Raw genomic sequence first — 14955 nt, 5'->3', positions numbered from 1 at the left:
GTACCGGTCTCAGCGCCCCAGCATGACCCGGGCCATGCCGTCCAGCGCCGGATTGTCCGGATGCCAGTAGCCGGTGTGGCCGTACCGGCCGCTGGGGAACGTCCGACCGCCGAAGCCCGGCTCGGCCGGATCGCGGCCGAACCACCGTTCGTCGCTCGGCCCGGCCAGCCAGCCGGCGATCATGCCGACCGGGGAGGAGCTGAGCGCGGCCCGCAGGGCGAGCTGGTCCGGCGGGCGGGTCAGCCGGATCACGTCGTCCGGTGCGGTGCTGGCCCACACCTGCCCGGTCGGCACGCCCAGCTCGGCCGCGTGCGTCACGCCGACCCCGGGTGAGCCGACGAAGACCAACGCGTCCGCGGCGAGGCCGTGGTCGCGGGCGGCGGTGCCCACCACCAACGAACCGTAGCTGTGCCCGAGCACGGTCTGCCGGGCCGGCGGGCCGTCGTGGGTGGCCCGCAGACCGTCCTGGAACCGGTGCAGTGCCTCCCCGGCCGCGCGGGCCTGCCCGTCCCAGGCCGCCTCGTGCAGGAAATCCGGGGCGTCGTAACCCAACCAGAGCACCGCCGAGGTCTGCGTCTCCGGGGCGAGTTCGGCGCCACGGGCCAGCACCCGCGCCGCCCGGCCCAACTCGCCGGTGGCGTCGTCGAGCCCGGCGGTCATCCCGGGTACATAGGTGAGCACGTCGGTGGCCCGGTCCGGGTTGCCCAGCGCCACCACCGCCCGTCCCTCGCCGCTGACGTCCAGACCCAGCAGGTACGCCCGCGGCTGCTGGGTCGACTCCAGCCGGGCGACGAGTGCGTCCAGCCCGGACAGCGCGGCCTCGACACCACGCAGCCCGGCCGCCTCCAACGGGCCCCGGGGCACCCGGGCCAGCAACTGCTCCCACCGTTCGACGAGGGTCGCGCGCCGGGCTGTGAGCAGCAGCCGGTTGGCCTGGTCACGGGCCTCGGCCGGCACCCCGTCGAGCCGCCCGGTCAGCTCCGGCTCGTGCACCACCAACCAGCGCCGCTCGGCCGGGGTGAGCCCGGCCCACCAGCGCCGCACCGCACCGGGCTCGGCGTCCGGGGGCGGCCGGTACGACGGTGGCCGGGCCGTCCAGCCGGCGCCGGCGGCCTCGGTCAGCCGGGCGAGGCGCGTCGTGGCCTCCCCGTCGGCCGTGGCGGCCAGGTCGAGGGCGTCCCGCAGGGCCGAGGCCACCTGCGCCACCGCCGGGCCGGTGCCGGCGGACGCCACCCGGGCGGGATCGGCGCGTACGCCGCCCCGCCGGTCGATGAGCACACCGGTGGTGGCGGCCAACGTGACGGCCGCCGTCAGCCGGGCCCGGGCAGCCACCAACCGCGCGGCGAACTCGGCCAGCACCTGATCGGTCTCGATCGCGGCCGGAACCAGTGCGACCAGCTCCTCGCGCAGCCCGGTCAGCCGAGCACCGGCCGACCCGGCGGCACTGCCGGACCAGCCGGTGCGCAGGGCGGTGCCGCTGTCGGTGAGTTCGCCGGCCCGCCGACCGGCCACGCCGGCCAGGCCGGCCCAGCTCGATCCGGTGGCCCGCCACGCGGCCGGATCGACCGTGGAGAGCTGGGCGTAGCCGACAACCGGCCCGGGTGCGCTCATCGGGGCAGGACGGAGAGCCGGGCGGCGGCCCTGGCGTCCACCGACTCGTACGCCCCGGCGGCGGCGCGCACCGCGTCGCCGGTCTCGGCGATCCGGGCGGCGAGCCGACCGGACCAGGTGTGCACGGCCGACTCCAGGCCGGCGAGCGCCCGCGCCGTCGACCATTCCCGGGCCGGCGCGCTCAGCCCTCGCCCACCGGACATCCCGTGCGCCAGCCGGTAGCTGGTGTCACCCAGCGACCGACCCACCCGGTGCAGCAGTTCCGGCCGGACGGCCAACGTCTCCTCGGCCATCGTTCCTCCCACCTGGCGTCGACACGACGCCGACGACGCTAGGCGGTGACGGTGTCGACGGTCGTGCCCTGTGGACAGCCGGCGGCCGGCGTACCCCTGGTTCGTCCACAGGCGTTGCCGCGGGCGCTGCCGACGGCTATCTTGCGGCCGCCGCGCCGGTAGGGTTGGCCGGGTGATCGGGAAACGGGGTGCGGAATGAGACCGGTCTGGCGGGTGGCGGACGTACGCGCGGCGGAGGCCGCCCTGATGGCCACCGTGCCGCCCGGCACGCTCATGCAACGCGCCGCCGCCGGGCTGGCCCGCCGCTGCGCGTTGCTGCTCGCCGGGCGGGGCGGGGTGTACGCCGCGCCGGTGCTGCTGCTCGTCGGCTCCGGTGACAACGGCGGCGACGCGCTGTACGCCGGTGCCCGGCTGGCCCGGCGCGGTGCCGCCGTGTCGGCGTTGCCGCTCAACCCGGATCGGGTGCACGCCGAAGGGCTGGCCGCGCTGCGTGCCGCCGGGGGACGGGTCGTGTCGCGACCGCCGGCCGTGGTGGACGTGGTGCTCGACGGGATCGTCGGCATCGGCGGTCGCGGTGGCCTGCGGGAGACCGCCGAGCAGTTGGCGGCGAGCCTGCTGCGGCACCGGGGGCGGGACGGCGAGCGGGCGACGGTGGTGGCGGTGGATGTGCCGAGCGGTGTCGCGGTGGACACCGGGGCGGTGCCGTTGACGCCGTCCGGCCGTCCGAACGCGGTGCGCGCCGACGTGACGGTGGCCTTCGGAGCCCTGAAGCCGGCCCTGGCGGTCGGACCCGCCGCCGCGCTGGCGGGCGAGGTGGACCTCGTCGACATCGGCTTGACGCCGTGGTTGCGTGGCAGCCCCGCGTGGCAGGTCCTGGAATGGTCGGACGTGGCCGACTGGTACCCGCGGCTCGGACCCGCCTCGGAGAAGTACACCCGGGGTGTGGTCGGGGTGGCCACCGGCTCGGCGACGTACCCGGGCGCGGCGGTGCTCTCCGTCGGCGGGGCACTCGCCGGTCCGACCGGCCTGGTCCGCTACGCCGGGGGTGCCCGGGAGGAGGTGGTCCGCGAGCATCCCTCGGTGATCGCCACCGGCCGGGTCGCCGACGCCGGCCGGGTGCAGGCCTGGGTGTGCGGGTCGGGACTCGGCACCGACGAGCGGGCGGCGACCGAGCTGCGGACCGTGCTCGCCGCCCCGGTGCCGGTGGTGCTGGACGCCGACGCGCTGACCCTGCTCGTCGACGGCTCCCTGGCGGAGCAGCTCCGGCGACGGGACGCGCCGATCGTGGTCACGCCGCACGACCGGGAGTTCACCCGGCTCTGCGGGGAGGAGCCGGGTGCCGACCGGGTCGCCGCCACGCTTCGACTGGCCGCCTGGATGAACGCGGTGGTGCTGCTCAAGGGGGACCGCACGGTGGTCGGTACGCCGGACGGGCGGGCGTACGTCAATCCGACCGGCACCCCCGCGCTGGCCACCGGAGGCACCGGCGACGTGTTGGCCGGACTGCTCGGCTCGTTGCTCGCGTCGGGGTTGCCGGCCGAGCGGGCCGCGGCGGCAGCGGCGTACCTGCACGGGCTGGCCGGCCGGGAAGCGGCCCGCGGTGGCCCGGTGACCGCGCCGGACGTCGCCGTCGCGCTGCGTCCGGTGGTGGCGCGGCTGCCCTGAGTCCCCGCCGTGGTGATCAGCGCGGAAAGTAGGGTGGGGGCATGTGGCAGGCCGAGGTACGTGTCGACCTTGATGCGATCCGGGAGAACGTGGACCGGCTCCGCGCCGGCACCAGCGCGGAACTGATGGCGGTGGTCAAGGGCGACGGCTACGGCCACGGCATGGTCCCGGCGGCCCGGGCCGCACTCGACGCGGGAGCGGACTGGCTCGGCGTCTGCACCCTGGACGAGGCGCTGACGCTGCGCGCCGCCGGCATCGACGCCCCGGTGCTGGCCTGGCTGCTCGCCCCCGGGCTGCCCCTGCACACCGGCGTGACCGCCGGCGTCGACCTGGGCGTGGCGAGCCTGTCGCAGCTCGACGAGATGCGGGAGGCGAGCCGGACGGTCGGGCGGCCCGCCCGACTGCACCTGAAGATCGACACTGGCCTGTCCCGGGGTGGTGCGACGGTCGCCGACTGGCCGGCCCTGCTCGACGCCGCCGCCAAGGCACAGGCCGACGGGCTGGTCGAGGTGGTCGGGGTGTGGAGCCACTTCGTCTACGCCGACCTGCCCGGTCACCCGACCACCGACCGGCAGTTGGCGGTCTTCCACGAGGGCCTGGCCATGGTCGAGCGGGCCGGGCTACGCCCGCGCTACCGGCACCTGGCCAACTCGGCGGCCACGCTGACCCGGCCGGACACCCACTTCGACCTGGTCCGTCCGGGGCTGTCCGTCTACGGCCTCTCCCCGGTGGCGGGCGAGACGTACGGGTTGCGGCCGGCGATGACCGCCCGTGCGCGGGTGATGCTGACCAAGCGGGTGCCGGCCGGTGCGGGCGTCTCCTACGGCCACACCTACACGACCGAACGCGAGGCGAACCTCGCCGTGGTGCCGCTCGGCTACGCCGACGGGGTGCCCCGGCACGCCTCGAACCGTGGCCCGGTGCAGCTCGCCGGCGCCCGGCGGACCATCTCCGGCCGGGTCTGCATGGACCAGTTCGTGCTCGACTGCGGCGACGATCCGGTGGCCGCCGGCGACGTGGCGATCCTGTTCGGTGACGGGGCCGAGGGAGCGCCCACGGCCGACGACTGGGCCGAGGCGGTCGGCACCATCAACTACGAGATCGTCACCCGGTTCGGCAGCACCCGGGTCCCGCGCGTCTACGACGGCGATCGGACATGACCGGTCTGCGCATCCCACGCCCCCGGACCACCGCCGGGAAGGCCGCCGGTCTGGTCGGTGCGGCGCTGGGGGTGGCCGCGGCCGGGCTGGCCGCCGGGGTCGCCACGGAACGCGCCCTGGTCCGTCGGTTGAAGGCGGACCCCACCGACGCGTACGCCGACGAGGTCTTCGGTGACCAGCGGTACGACGAGGCGTACCGGCTGGAGATGCCCGACGGCACCGACATCCACGTCGAGGTGGTCGAGCCGACCCGGCCGGTCGACGGCAACCCGACCGTGCTGCTGGTGCACGGCTTCTGCCTGGACATGGGCACCTTCCACTTCCAACGCAAGCTGCTCGCCGAGCGGGGCGAGCACCGGATCGTCGCGTACGACCAGCCGGGGCACGGCCGGTCGGGGCGACTGGAGAGCGGCGAGTACGACCTGACCGCGCTCGGCCGTACGCTGCGCCGGGTGATCGACGAGGCGACTCCGGAGGGGCCCCTGGTGCTCGTCGGCCACTCGATGGGTGGCATGACCATCATGGCCCTGGCCGAGCTGTATCCGGAGATGTTCGGCGACCGGGTGGTGGGTACCGTGCTGATGGCCACCTCGGGCGGGCTGCTGGCCGAAACGAAGCTGGTCGCGCCCGCCCTGCTGGGCCGGGTGGGTGCGCCGGTGCTCTACATGGCGGGCAACGTCACCCGGTACGGCGGGGCGGTCATCGACCGGGCCCGCCGCTCGACCACGAACGTGGCCTGGTTGCTGACCCGCAGGTACGGCTTCGGCACCCGGTCGCCCAGCCCGGCGCTGGTGTCGTACGTGGAGGAGATGAACTCCCGTACCTCCGCCGACACGGTGACCCGCTACCTGCGTACCCTGGCGACCCACTCCCGGTTCCCGGCGCTGGCCGCGCTGGCCGGCACGCCGGTGCTGGTGATCGTCGGAGACAAGGACATGATCACACCGCTGACCCACTCTGAGGAGATCGTCCGGCGGCTGCCGCACGCCGAGTTCGTCAGGATCCCCGACAGCGGTCACGTGGTGATGCTGGAGCACGCCGACGAGGTGAACGCCGCGTTGCTCCGTTTCCTCGACAGCTGCGGGCGGGACGGCCCGTGACCGGGTTCGTGCTGCCGACGGTCGCGGACACGTACGCCTTCGGGCAACGGCTGGCCGGGTTGCTGCGCCCCGGTGACCTGGTGCTGCTCACCGGCCCGTTGGGCGCCGGCAAGACCGCGCTGACCCGGGGAATCGGCGCCGGCCTCGGGGTGCTCGGTGACATCACCTCACCGACCTTCGTGATCGCCCGGGTGCACCGCCCGGACCCGGCGAGCGGGCGGGGTGTGGCGCTGGTGCACGCCGACGCGTACCGGTTGGGTGACGCGGGCGATCCCCGGGCCGAGATCGACGACCTCGACCTGGACGCCTCCGTCGACGAGTCGGTGACCGTGGTCGAGTGGGGCGAGGGCCTGGTCGAGCAACTGGCCGCCGCTCATCTGCGGATCCGCCTGCACCGGCACGACGACGACACCCGCACGGCGGAGCTGGAGCCGGTCGGCGGCGACTGGGCGGAGCGCCTGTCCGCCCTGGGCTGAGCGCTGTCGTACCCGGTGCCTACAGTGCCCGCAGACGTTCCGACCGGTGAGAGGTTGCCGATGCCCGACGACACCCCCGCTCTCGACCTGCTGGCGCTGCTGCCCGACGAGTGGCGGGCGGTGCTGACGCCTCATCTCGACCCGGCGCGGATGTCCGCGCTGAGTGAGTTCGTCGCCGCGGAGTACGCCGCCGGCCCGGTCTTCCCGCCGGTGGCGGATCTGTTCTCGGCCTATCGGCTCTGCCCGCCGTCGGCCTGCCGGGTGCTGATCCTCGGGCAGGACCCCTACCACCGCGCCGGCCAGGCCCACGGGCTCAGTTTCAGCGTGCGCGAGGGTGTGTCGGTGCCGCCGTCGCTGCGCAACGTCTTCAAGGAGCTGGGCGAGGATCTGGGTGTGCCGAAGCCGCGCAGCGGCACCCTCGACGGCTGGGCGGCGCAGGGTGTGCTGCTGCTCAACTCGGTGCTGACCGTGCGCCAGGGCACGCCCGGGTCACACGCCAACCGGGGCTGGGAGGAGTTCACCGACGCGACCATCCGGGCACTCGACACCCTGGAGTCGCGGGTGGTGTTCCTGCTCTGGGGCGGGTACGCCCGCAAGAAGGCGGCGCTGGTCGGCAACCCGCGGCACGTGGTCCTGGAGGCCGGGCACCCCAGCCCGATGAATCCCCGCGGTTTCCTCGGCAGCCGCCCGTTCAGCGCCGCCAACAAGGCGCTCGCCGACGCCGGCCTGCCCACCATCGACTGGGAGCGCTCGGCCGGCTGAGCCGTGTGCTCCTGCCGCCACGTCGCCCGTACGTACCAGATGGCGGCATCCGCCTGGTTGGTCGTGGAGCCGGTCGGACGACACTTCTTGACTGACGTCGGTCGTTGGATAACGATATCGGAAACATAGATGCTGGCTTACATCTTCAAGTCTGGGGGTCAGCGGCAACGTAAGGCAGCAGTGGAGCACCCACAACCGACAGTCCGGCAATTCGTACAACATGGCGCGGCCTCGACGCGTGGTGACCGTCCCTCTACCACACGCACCCCGCCGATTACGTCACGCCGCCTCTCGCAAGGAGAAGCCCACCACCATGAACGAAGTCCCCACACACCGTAAGAGTCACCGACGCGGCCGCGTCAGAATGCTGGCTGCCGCCGCCTTCGCCGCGGTGTTGGCCACCACCGGCACCGTCGCGATCTCGGCCAGCCCCGCCCAGGCCGAGGCCGACCGGCAGGTCTGCTCGAACACGGAAGGTACCCACAACGGGTTCTTCTTCTCGTTCTGGAAGGACAGCGGCGACGCCTGCATGGTGTTGCGCGAGAACGGCCGCTACTCCAGTTCGTGGAGCAGGAGCACCAACAACTGGGTCGGTGGCAAGGGTTGGAACCCGGGCACCCGCCGTACGATCAGCTACTCGGGCAGTTACAACCCGGGTAACAACAACAGCTACCTCGCGTTGTACGGCTGGACCCGCAGTCCGCTGGTCGAGTACTACATCGTCGAGAACTTCGGTAGCTACAACCCGAGCAGCGGCGCGACCCGGCTGGGCAGCGTCACCACCGACGGGGGCACCTACGACATCCTGCGCAGCCAGCGGGTCAACGCCCCGTCGATCGACGGCACCCAGACGTTCTACCAGTACTGGAGTGTCCGGCAGCAGAAGCGCAGCAGCGGGACCATCACCACCGCCAACCACTTCGACGCCTGGGCCCGCGTCGGCCTGAACCTGGGCAACCACTACTACCAGATCATGGCCACCGAGGGTTACCAGAGCCAGGGCAGTTCGGACATCACCCTCTCCGAAGGCGGGGGCTCGAACCCGCCGCCGAGCAACCCGCCGCCGAGCAACCCGCCGCCCGGTGGCGGGTCCGGCCAGATGATCGTCGGTCAGCAGTCCGGCCGGTGCCTGGACGTGCCGAACTCCAGCACGAGCAACGGCACCCAGATCCAGTTGTACGACTGCCACGGTGGCTCGAACCAGCGGTTCACCCACACCTCGGGCAGGCAGCTGACGGTGAACGGCAAGTGCCTGGACGTGCCGAACTCCAGCACGAGCAACGGCACCCGGATCCAGTTGTACGACTGCCACAGCGGCGCGAACCAGCAGTGGAACATCAACTCGAACGGCACGATCACCGGAGTGCAGTCCGGGTTGTGCCTCGACGCCGGTGGCACCGGTAACGGGGCGGCGATTCAGCTGTACAGCTGCTGGGGTGGAGCAAACCAGCAGTGGAGCCGACGCAACTGATCGGTCGCCGCGGGGCCAGGCGCTGACGCGCCTGGCCCCGTGCCTCCTTGAGAACCGCAGCAGTGCGCGCGAGCGCTACGATCCGGCGGCGATGGCGGGCGGGCGTCCAAGGGCCGGAGGCAATACGGCTAGGCTGGGTCATTGTGCTCGTACTGGTGGTGGACAGCTCGACCCCGGCGGTGACCGCGGCGCTCGTCGAGGTCGCCGCGAGTGGCGTCACGCCCCGGGCGCACCGGTGCACCGTCGACGCTCGGGCGCACGGCGAACTGCTCGCCCCGCAGGTCGACGCGGTGCTCGCCGACGTCGCCGCCCGGCCGGCCGACCTGCACGCGATCGTCGCCGGGGTCGGCCCGGGGCCGTTCACCGGGCTGCGGGTGGGGCTGGTCACCGCCGCCACCATGTCCCAGGTGCTCGACATCCCCGCGTACGGTGTCTGCTCGCTGGACGCGATCGGCCACCCGGCGGCGGCCGGTGAGCCGGTGCTGGCGGCGAGCGACGCGCGGCGCCGGGAAATCTACTGGGCGGTCTACGACGGCGCCGGCCAGCGCCTGGTCGGGCCGGAGGTCGGCGCGCCCGCGGTGGCCGCCGAGCGGGCCCGCGCGTTGGCCGTCACCGTCGTGGTCGGCGATGGCGCACACCGGTACGCCGATGCCCTCGGGTTGCCGCTGCGACCCGAGCCGCGCTACCCGGACGCGACCGCGCTGGCCACCCTGGCCGCCGAGCGGATCCGCACCGGCGCGCCCGGTGATCCGTTGACGCCGCTCTACCTGCGTCGCCCGGACGCGGTGGCGGCGACCGCGCGCAAACCGGTCCTGCCGTGAGCCGCGGGCAGAGCGGTCGTGTGGTGAGCGAGGTGCGCCTCGGCCGGTTCCGCTGGTGGCACATCGACGAGGTGTTGCCGATCGAGGCGGACCTCTTCGGCGCCGAGCAGTGGTCGGCGCCGATGTTCTGGAACGAGTTGGCCCACGGGCATTTCTACCGGGTCGCGACCGACGGCGAGGGCGCGGTGCTCGGTTACGCCGGGCTCGCGGTCGCCCCGCCCGACGAGGCATGGGTGCAGAACATCGCGGTCCGGCGGAACGTCCAGCGCCGGGGGATCGGCCGACTGCTGCTGGAGGCGCTGCTCGCCGAGACCACCCGGCTCCGGGTACGCGCCGTGCTGCTGGAGGTCGCCGCCGACAACGCGCCGGCCCAGCGGCTCTACGCGACGTACGGTTTCGAGCCGATCGGCGTGCGGCGCGGCTACTACCAACCGAGCAACACCGACGCGCTGGTGATGCAGCGCACCCAGGACTGAGACCTGCCATGGCTGACGAACCACTGATCCTCGGCATCGAGACCTCGTGCGACGAGACCGGCGTCGGTGTCGTGCGCGGGCACACCCTGCTCGCGGACGCGCTCGCGTCCAGCGTGGACCAGCACGCCCGGTTCGGTGGGGTCGTCCCGGAGGTGGCCAGCCGGGCGCACCTGGAGGCCATCGTGCCGACGATGCGGCGGGCGTTGACCGAGGCGGGCGTGACGCTCGCCGACGTGGACGCGATCGCGGTCACCGCCGGGCCGGGCCTGGCCGGCGCGCTGCTGGTCGGGGTGGCCGCCGCCAAGGGGTACGCGGTCGCCGCCGAGAAGCCGGTCTACGGGGTCAACCATCTCGCCGCGCACGTCGCGGTGGACACACTGGAGCACGGCCCGCTGCCCGAGCCGGCGATCGCGCTGCTGGTCTCCGGCGGCCACTCGTCGCTGCTGTTGGTCGACGACCTGGCCGGGGGCGTCACCCCGCTGGGCGCCACCATCGACGACGCGGCCGGCGAGGCGTTCGACAAGGTGGCCCGGCTGCTCGGCCTGCCCTTCCCCGGTGGACCATACATCGACCGGGAGGCCCGGACCGGCGACCCGGCGGCGATCGCCTTCCCGCGTGGCCTGACCGCCGCCAAGGATCTCGTCGCGCACCGCCACGACTTCTCCTTCTCCGGGTTGAAGACCGCGGTGGCCCGGTGGGTGGAGGCGCGCCAGCGGGCCGGCGAGCCGGTCCCGGTCCCGGACGTCGCCGCGTCCTTTCAGGAGGCGGTCTGCGACGTACTCGTCAACAAGGCGCTGGACGCCTGCCGTGGCCAGGGTGTGCGGACCCTGGTGATCGGCGGGGGAGTGGCGGCCAACTCGCGGTTGCGGGCGATGGCCGAGCAGCGGGCCGCCCGGCACGGCATCCGGGTCCGGGTGCCCCGGCCCGGCCTGTGCACCGACAACGGCGCGATGGTGGCGGCCCTCGGTTCGCACCTGGTCGCCTCGGGTGTCGCGCCGAGCCGGCTCGACCTGCCCGCGGATTCGGCCATGCCGCTGACCACGGTCAGCGTCTGAGGGGGACGGCGACGTGATCGTACGGATGTGGGAGGCGCGGGCGGAGCCGTACGCGCTCGCCGACCTGATCACCTGGGTCTGCGACAGCGCGCTGCCGGAGTTCGAACACGACCCGCTGCACGTGGCCAGCGAGGTCTTCTCCTCCACCGACCACCGGGTCGTGGTGATCTCCAAGTGGCGCAGCAGCCCTCGGCCGCTGCCCGACCCGCCGGTCATGCTGCTCGCCCGACAGCCGCATTCCTGGGACTTCACCCAGGTCGACCGCTGAGGCGTCACCCAGGTCGGGTCAGCGGATCGTCACGGTGGTGGTGGCGGTGGAACGGTCGATCTCACTGGTCCGGGCGCTGACCCGCAACGTCCAGTCACCGGCGACCGGGAAGTGGATCTCGGCGCTGCCGTGGTGCGGCTCCAGCGCGAAGACGTCGACGGTGATCGGCTCGATGCCGGCCTCCGGCAGGGCGGCGGTGACCGTCCACTCCGCCACCGGCAACTCCTTCGCCTGCGGGGTGTAGACGTAGGCGTGCAGGCTGTTCGTGGTGCCGGCGACCGCCGGGTAGATGTCGAACTGCAGGGTGAACAGGTCGGTGGTGAGCGACTGCGCGACGCCCTCCCGGCTCACCCCGTCGGCGGCGGTGCCGACGGACCGGCCGGGCGGGGTCTGCACCAGCACCGCCGTCAGGGCCAGCACCACCGCCGTCACGGCGAGTTCCACGCCGGCCGCCCGGGCGACCCACCGGGGCCGGTCCGCCGCGACCCGTCGCCTGACCAGTCGGCGTTGCCCGGCCGCCACCGCCAGCACCCCGGCCAGCAGCGCCGCCTTGGCCAGCAGCAGACGACCGTACGCGCTGCCCCACAGGGCGGCGGGCCGGCCGAGTTCGATCACGGCCTGACCGAGGCCGGCGGCGACCAGCCAGGCCACCGCGAGGGTGGCCAGCCGGGACCAGGCCGGCAGGATCCGGGCGAGCACCCGCCGGTGGGTGCCCCGGAGCAGGAACACGGTGAGCGCGAACAGTCCACCCAACCAGGCGCTCACCCCGGCGACGTGCAGGGTGCCCAGGGCGATGCTCACCGGCGGCAGCGGCGAGGCGACCGGATGCCCGGCCAGCGGCCAGGTGACGAACCCGGCCAGGCCGACGGCCGCCAGTGCCCAACCGCGTACCCGCCCGGCGACGCCGGGACCGGCCGGCGATCGGTCGACAGCGCCCCGCAGCACCGCCGGCAGCAGGATCGCGGCCAGCCCCACCAGCGCGAGCCGTACGGCCAGCACCACTCCGACGTCGCTGTCGGCGACGGCCCGCAGGTCGGCCGGGGAGAGCTGCCCGACCGGCGCACCCACCACCTGGGCGGCCTGCCCGACCCAGGTGCCGACGGTGCCGGCGGCGATCAGACCGAGCCCGACCAGCGCGGTGGCCGTGGCGCCTCGACGGGAGCGGCGGCGGGGCCACATGGTGGCCGCGAGCAGTGGCGGGCCGACCGCCAGGAGCAGCCCCAGGTATCCGAGGTACTTCGCGGCCGGGACCAGCACCCCGGCCGGCGACTCGGACTCCGCCAGGGCCGGCTCCGGCGGGGTCGCCGACGGTGCTCCGGCGGCGAAGGTGAAGCTGCCCGCCACCGGGTGACTGTCCGCCGAGATGACCCGGTAGCTGACCAGGTAGGTGCCGAGCGGACGGTCCGAGGGCCGCAGCGTGATCCGGACGGTCCGGTCCCGGACCTCGGGCTCGCCGACGTTGATCCGCTTGCCGTCGGGGGCGAGGACCTGCACCCGGCCGGGAACCACGGCGATGGTCTCGCTGAAGGTCACCAGCACCTCGCGCGGCGCGTACCCGAGCACCTCGTCGCGCTGCGGGGTGGTGGCGACCACCACGGCGTGCGCCGCCGCTGGCCCGGCGGGGCCCAGGGCGGCGCACAGCGCGGTGAGCACCAGCCCGAGCAGGGCAGCGGCTCGGGTGCGGGCGGTCATCGATCGGCGCGGTGGCGGTCAGCTACGACGGAACATGCGGTACGTGAGGAAGCCGCCGGTACCCAGGGCGCCGAGGAAGATCGCCCAGATGAGCGTGTTGCTGACGCCGATCTGCGGGCCGGTGTTGGCCTGCGCGGCGGCGAGCAGTCCGTCGTTGCCCGGTGCCGGCAGCGCGGCGGGCGGCAGCTCGGCGTAGCGGACCAGGCCGGTGCTCTCCAGCATCCGCATGTGGTCGCCGACGAACGTGTTGGCCGAGTTGGCCAGGTCCCGGATCACCTCGTTGCGGGTACTGGCCCGCACCGCGCCGATGACCGGGAAGATCTTGCCGTGGGCGACCCGGAGCCGGGTGACGAAGATCTGGTCGAAGCGGGCGCCCCGGGCGTCCTTCATCTCGGTGAGCCAGCCCTGCTGCTCGGCGGTCGGCGCGTTGGGGATGACCGCACCCAGCTTGTTGGCCGCCTCGACGGTGATCCGGTCAAGCTCCTCGTGCTGCCGGGCGATCTCGGCGCCGACCTCGCGGACCACCCGGGACTGACCCTTCTCGGCGGCCATCTGCCCGGCCGGCATCTCCCACAGACCGGCCAGCCGCACGCCGTCGAGCAGGGCCTGGTCGGCGGCGGCGAGTTGCTGGGCGGCGGGCGCGGCCAACGCCACGCCGGGCAGGACGACGAGAGCTGCGACGATCGTGGTGAGCAGCACCGCCAAGCGACGGGACCGGTTGCCCTGCCGGCGACGAGCGGAATCCAGCGGTGCCATGTCTGCGGCGCCTCCTCGGACGAGAACCGATCGTTGAGCGTCGGACGTCCGCACCCGTCGGCCGTCCGCAACCTGGTACGGATTGTGCGGCCGATCAGTTCAGCGGATGGCGAAACCGGTTCGCGAAATCTGGAACTGGAGGTCAGCTGACGTCGAGCGGATCGGCGAGCAGCCGGTCAAAGGCGAGTTCGGCCGCGCCGACCAGGGGAGCGTCCTCGCCGAGCTTCGGCGTACGCAGCCGGACGTGCTCCAGGCAGGCCGGCAGCCCGTTGGAGTTCAGCCGGCTGCGCACCTGGGCGGCGGCGGCCAGGTAGAGGTCGCGCATGGTGCCGCCGAAGATGACCATCTCCGGGTTGAAGATGTTCACCAGGTTGGCGACGCCGAAGCCGAGCCAGTCACCGGCCTGGCGTACCGCGATCTGGGCCTGGGCGTCCCCGCGGTCGGCGGCGTCGAAGACCGCGAGCATCGCCTCCCGGCCCCGGGCGTCGGAACGGCCGGCGGCCCGGAGCAGCCCGTGCTCGCCGATCTCGGTCTCCCAGCATCCACGGTTGCCGCACTCGCAGCGGGCCCCGTCGCGGACCACCACCATGTGCCCGACCTCGCCGCTGTAGCCGCCGTGCCCGGTCAGCCGCCGACCGGCGGCGATGATCCCGGCGCCGACGCCGACGTCGCCGTACAGGTAGATGACGTTGTCGCAGCCGGCCGCCGCGCCCCGGGCGTGCTCGGCGAAGGCGGCCACGTCGGCCACGTTCCCGACCGTGACCGGCACGTCGACCCCGAGTTCCGTACCGAGCGCGGTGCCGATCGGTTCGTCCACCCAACCGGTGGTGGGACCGAGCCGGACCAGCCCGTCGTCGCGGCGGACCATCCCGCAGACCGCCACGCCGGCACCGACGCAGACGGCGTCCTCCGGCAGCGCCTGCCGCATCTCCTTGACGGCACCGGCCAGCAGCGGTGCGGCCTCGGCGGCGGTGAGGCCGCGGGGGCGGTCCAGCTCCCGGCGGTCGATCACCGCGCCGCCGAGCCCGACCCGCGCGGCCCGCAGCCGGTCCACCTCGATGCTGTACGCGTACGCGAAGACCCGGTCCGACTCGGGCCGGACGACCAGCGACGGTCGTCCGGCCCGGCCGGTTTCCTTCGGCGCCCCCTCAGTCACCAGGCCGGCCGCGGCGAGGTCGGCGGTGAGCGCGCCGATGGTGCTCCGGTTCAACCCCAGTGCGGTGGTCAGTTCCGCCCGTGTGGTGGCACCGTGCACGTGCACGTAGCGCAGCAGGGCACCAAGATTCTGTCGACGAATCTCGTCCTGGCTCGGTCCCACGCGCATCGGTTGTGACTACCTTCGGTGCAGC

15 protein-coding genes are annotated in these 14955 nt (G+C 73.7%); 10 read left to right on the top strand and 5 right to left on the bottom strand.

Annotated elements, in window-relative coordinates; all coding sequences use genetic code 11:
- Nucleotides 1-9 precede the first annotated feature (9 nt).
- Complete coding sequence (locus O7597_RS07030; protein WP_269738274.1) at nucleotides 10-1611, bottom strand: alpha/beta hydrolase; 1602 nt, start codon at nucleotides 1609-1611, stop codon at nucleotides 10-12.
- Nucleotides 1608-1904 (bottom strand): type VII secretion target, encoded by a 297-nt coding sequence (locus O7597_RS07025; RefSeq protein WP_269738273.1) that lies wholly within the window; start codon nucleotides 1902-1904, stop codon nucleotides 1608-1610. Before O7597_RS07025 ends, O7597_RS07030 begins: the two co-directional genes overlap by 4 nt.
- A 195-nt stretch (nucleotides 1905-2099) precedes the next feature.
- Here O7597_RS07025 and O7597_RS07020 point away from each other — a divergent pair, with 195 nt between their 5' ends.
- From O7597_RS07020 to O7597_RS06975, 10 genes are all read left to right on the top strand, one after another.
- Nucleotides 2100-3569, top strand: a complete 1470-nt coding sequence (locus O7597_RS07020) for an NAD(P)H-hydrate dehydratase (protein WP_269738272.1) — start codon at nucleotides 2100-2102, stop codon at nucleotides 3567-3569.
- A 41-nt stretch (nucleotides 3570-3610) separates the two neighbouring features.
- On the top strand, nucleotides 3611-4729 hold the full coding sequence (gene alr, locus O7597_RS07015; protein ID WP_269738271.1) for an alanine racemase: 1119 nt from the start codon (nucleotides 3611-3613) through the stop codon (nucleotides 4727-4729).
- A complete protein-coding gene (locus O7597_RS07010; RefSeq protein ID WP_281582286.1) occupies nucleotides 4726-5829 on the top strand; it encodes an alpha/beta hydrolase in 1104 nt (367 codons plus the stop codon). The genes alr and O7597_RS07010 overlap by 4 nt, the downstream gene beginning before the upstream one ends.
- Nucleotides 5808-6305, top strand: a complete 498-nt coding sequence (tsaE, locus tag O7597_RS07005; protein ID WP_269738731.1) for a tRNA (adenosine(37)-N6)-threonylcarbamoyltransferase complex ATPase subunit type 1 TsaE — start codon at nucleotides 5808-5810, stop codon at nucleotides 6303-6305. The genes O7597_RS07010 and tsaE overlap by 22 nt, the downstream gene beginning before the upstream one ends.
- Before the next feature lie 60 nt (nucleotides 6306-6365).
- The gene (gene ung / locus O7597_RS07000; RefSeq protein WP_269738270.1) at nucleotides 6366-7067 is read left to right on the top strand and encodes a uracil-DNA glycosylase; all 702 of its coding nucleotides are present in this window, start codon (nucleotides 6366-6368) and stop codon (nucleotides 7065-7067) included.
- A 313-nt stretch (nucleotides 7068-7380) separates the two neighbouring features.
- Nucleotides 7381-8538, top strand: a complete 1158-nt coding sequence (locus tag O7597_RS06995) for a glycoside hydrolase family 11 protein (protein ID WP_269738269.1) — start codon at nucleotides 7381-7383, stop codon at nucleotides 8536-8538.
- A gap of 143 nt (nucleotides 8539-8681) precedes the next feature.
- Entirely contained in the window at nucleotides 8682-9359 is a 678-nt protein-coding gene (gene tsaB / locus O7597_RS06990) for a tRNA (adenosine(37)-N6)-threonylcarbamoyltransferase complex dimerization subunit type 1 TsaB (protein WP_281582285.1), read from the top strand.
- A 23-nt stretch (nucleotides 9360-9382) separates the two neighbouring features.
- Nucleotides 9383-9835 (top strand): ribosomal protein S18-alanine N-acetyltransferase, encoded by a 453-nt coding sequence (gene rimI / locus O7597_RS06985; RefSeq protein ID WP_269738267.1) that lies wholly within the window; start codon nucleotides 9383-9385, stop codon nucleotides 9833-9835.
- Between the two features lie 8 nt (nucleotides 9836-9843).
- Nucleotides 9844-10890 (top strand): tRNA (adenosine(37)-N6)-threonylcarbamoyltransferase complex transferase subunit TsaD, encoded by a 1047-nt coding sequence (tsaD, locus tag O7597_RS06980; RefSeq protein WP_269738266.1) that lies wholly within the window; start codon nucleotides 9844-9846, stop codon nucleotides 10888-10890.
- Between the two features lie 13 nt (nucleotides 10891-10903).
- Nucleotides 10904-11158 (top strand): hypothetical protein, encoded by a 255-nt coding sequence (locus tag O7597_RS06975; RefSeq protein ID WP_269738265.1) that lies wholly within the window; start codon nucleotides 10904-10906, stop codon nucleotides 11156-11158.
- Nucleotides 11159-11176: 18 nt separating this feature from the next.
- Here the strand turns inward: O7597_RS06975 and O7597_RS06970 are convergent, their stop codons facing one another.
- The 3 genes from O7597_RS06970 to O7597_RS06960 form a co-directional block, all read right to left on the bottom strand.
- On the bottom strand, nucleotides 11177-12850 hold the full coding sequence (locus tag O7597_RS06970) for a copper resistance protein CopC (protein ID WP_269738264.1): 1674 nt from the start codon (nucleotides 12848-12850) through the stop codon (nucleotides 11177-11179).
- 18 nt (nucleotides 12851-12868) lie between these two features.
- A complete protein-coding gene (locus tag O7597_RS06965) occupies nucleotides 12869-13606 on the bottom strand; it encodes a DUF4142 domain-containing protein (RefSeq protein WP_269738263.1) in 738 nt (245 codons plus the stop codon).
- Between the two features lie 142 nt (nucleotides 13607-13748).
- Entirely contained in the window at nucleotides 13749-14930 is a 1182-nt protein-coding gene (locus O7597_RS06960) for an ROK family transcriptional regulator (RefSeq protein WP_281582284.1), read from the bottom strand.
- Between the last annotated feature and the right edge of the window lie 25 nt (nucleotides 14931-14955).

Source organism: Verrucosispora sp. WMMC514, assembly GCF_027497295.1.
Taxonomy (GTDB): Bacteria; Actinomycetota; Actinomycetes; order Mycobacteriales; family Micromonosporaceae; genus Micromonospora; species Micromonospora palythoicola.
Note: the sequence above shows the minus strand (reverse complement) of the source record. Positions and strands in the feature narration are given on the sequence as shown.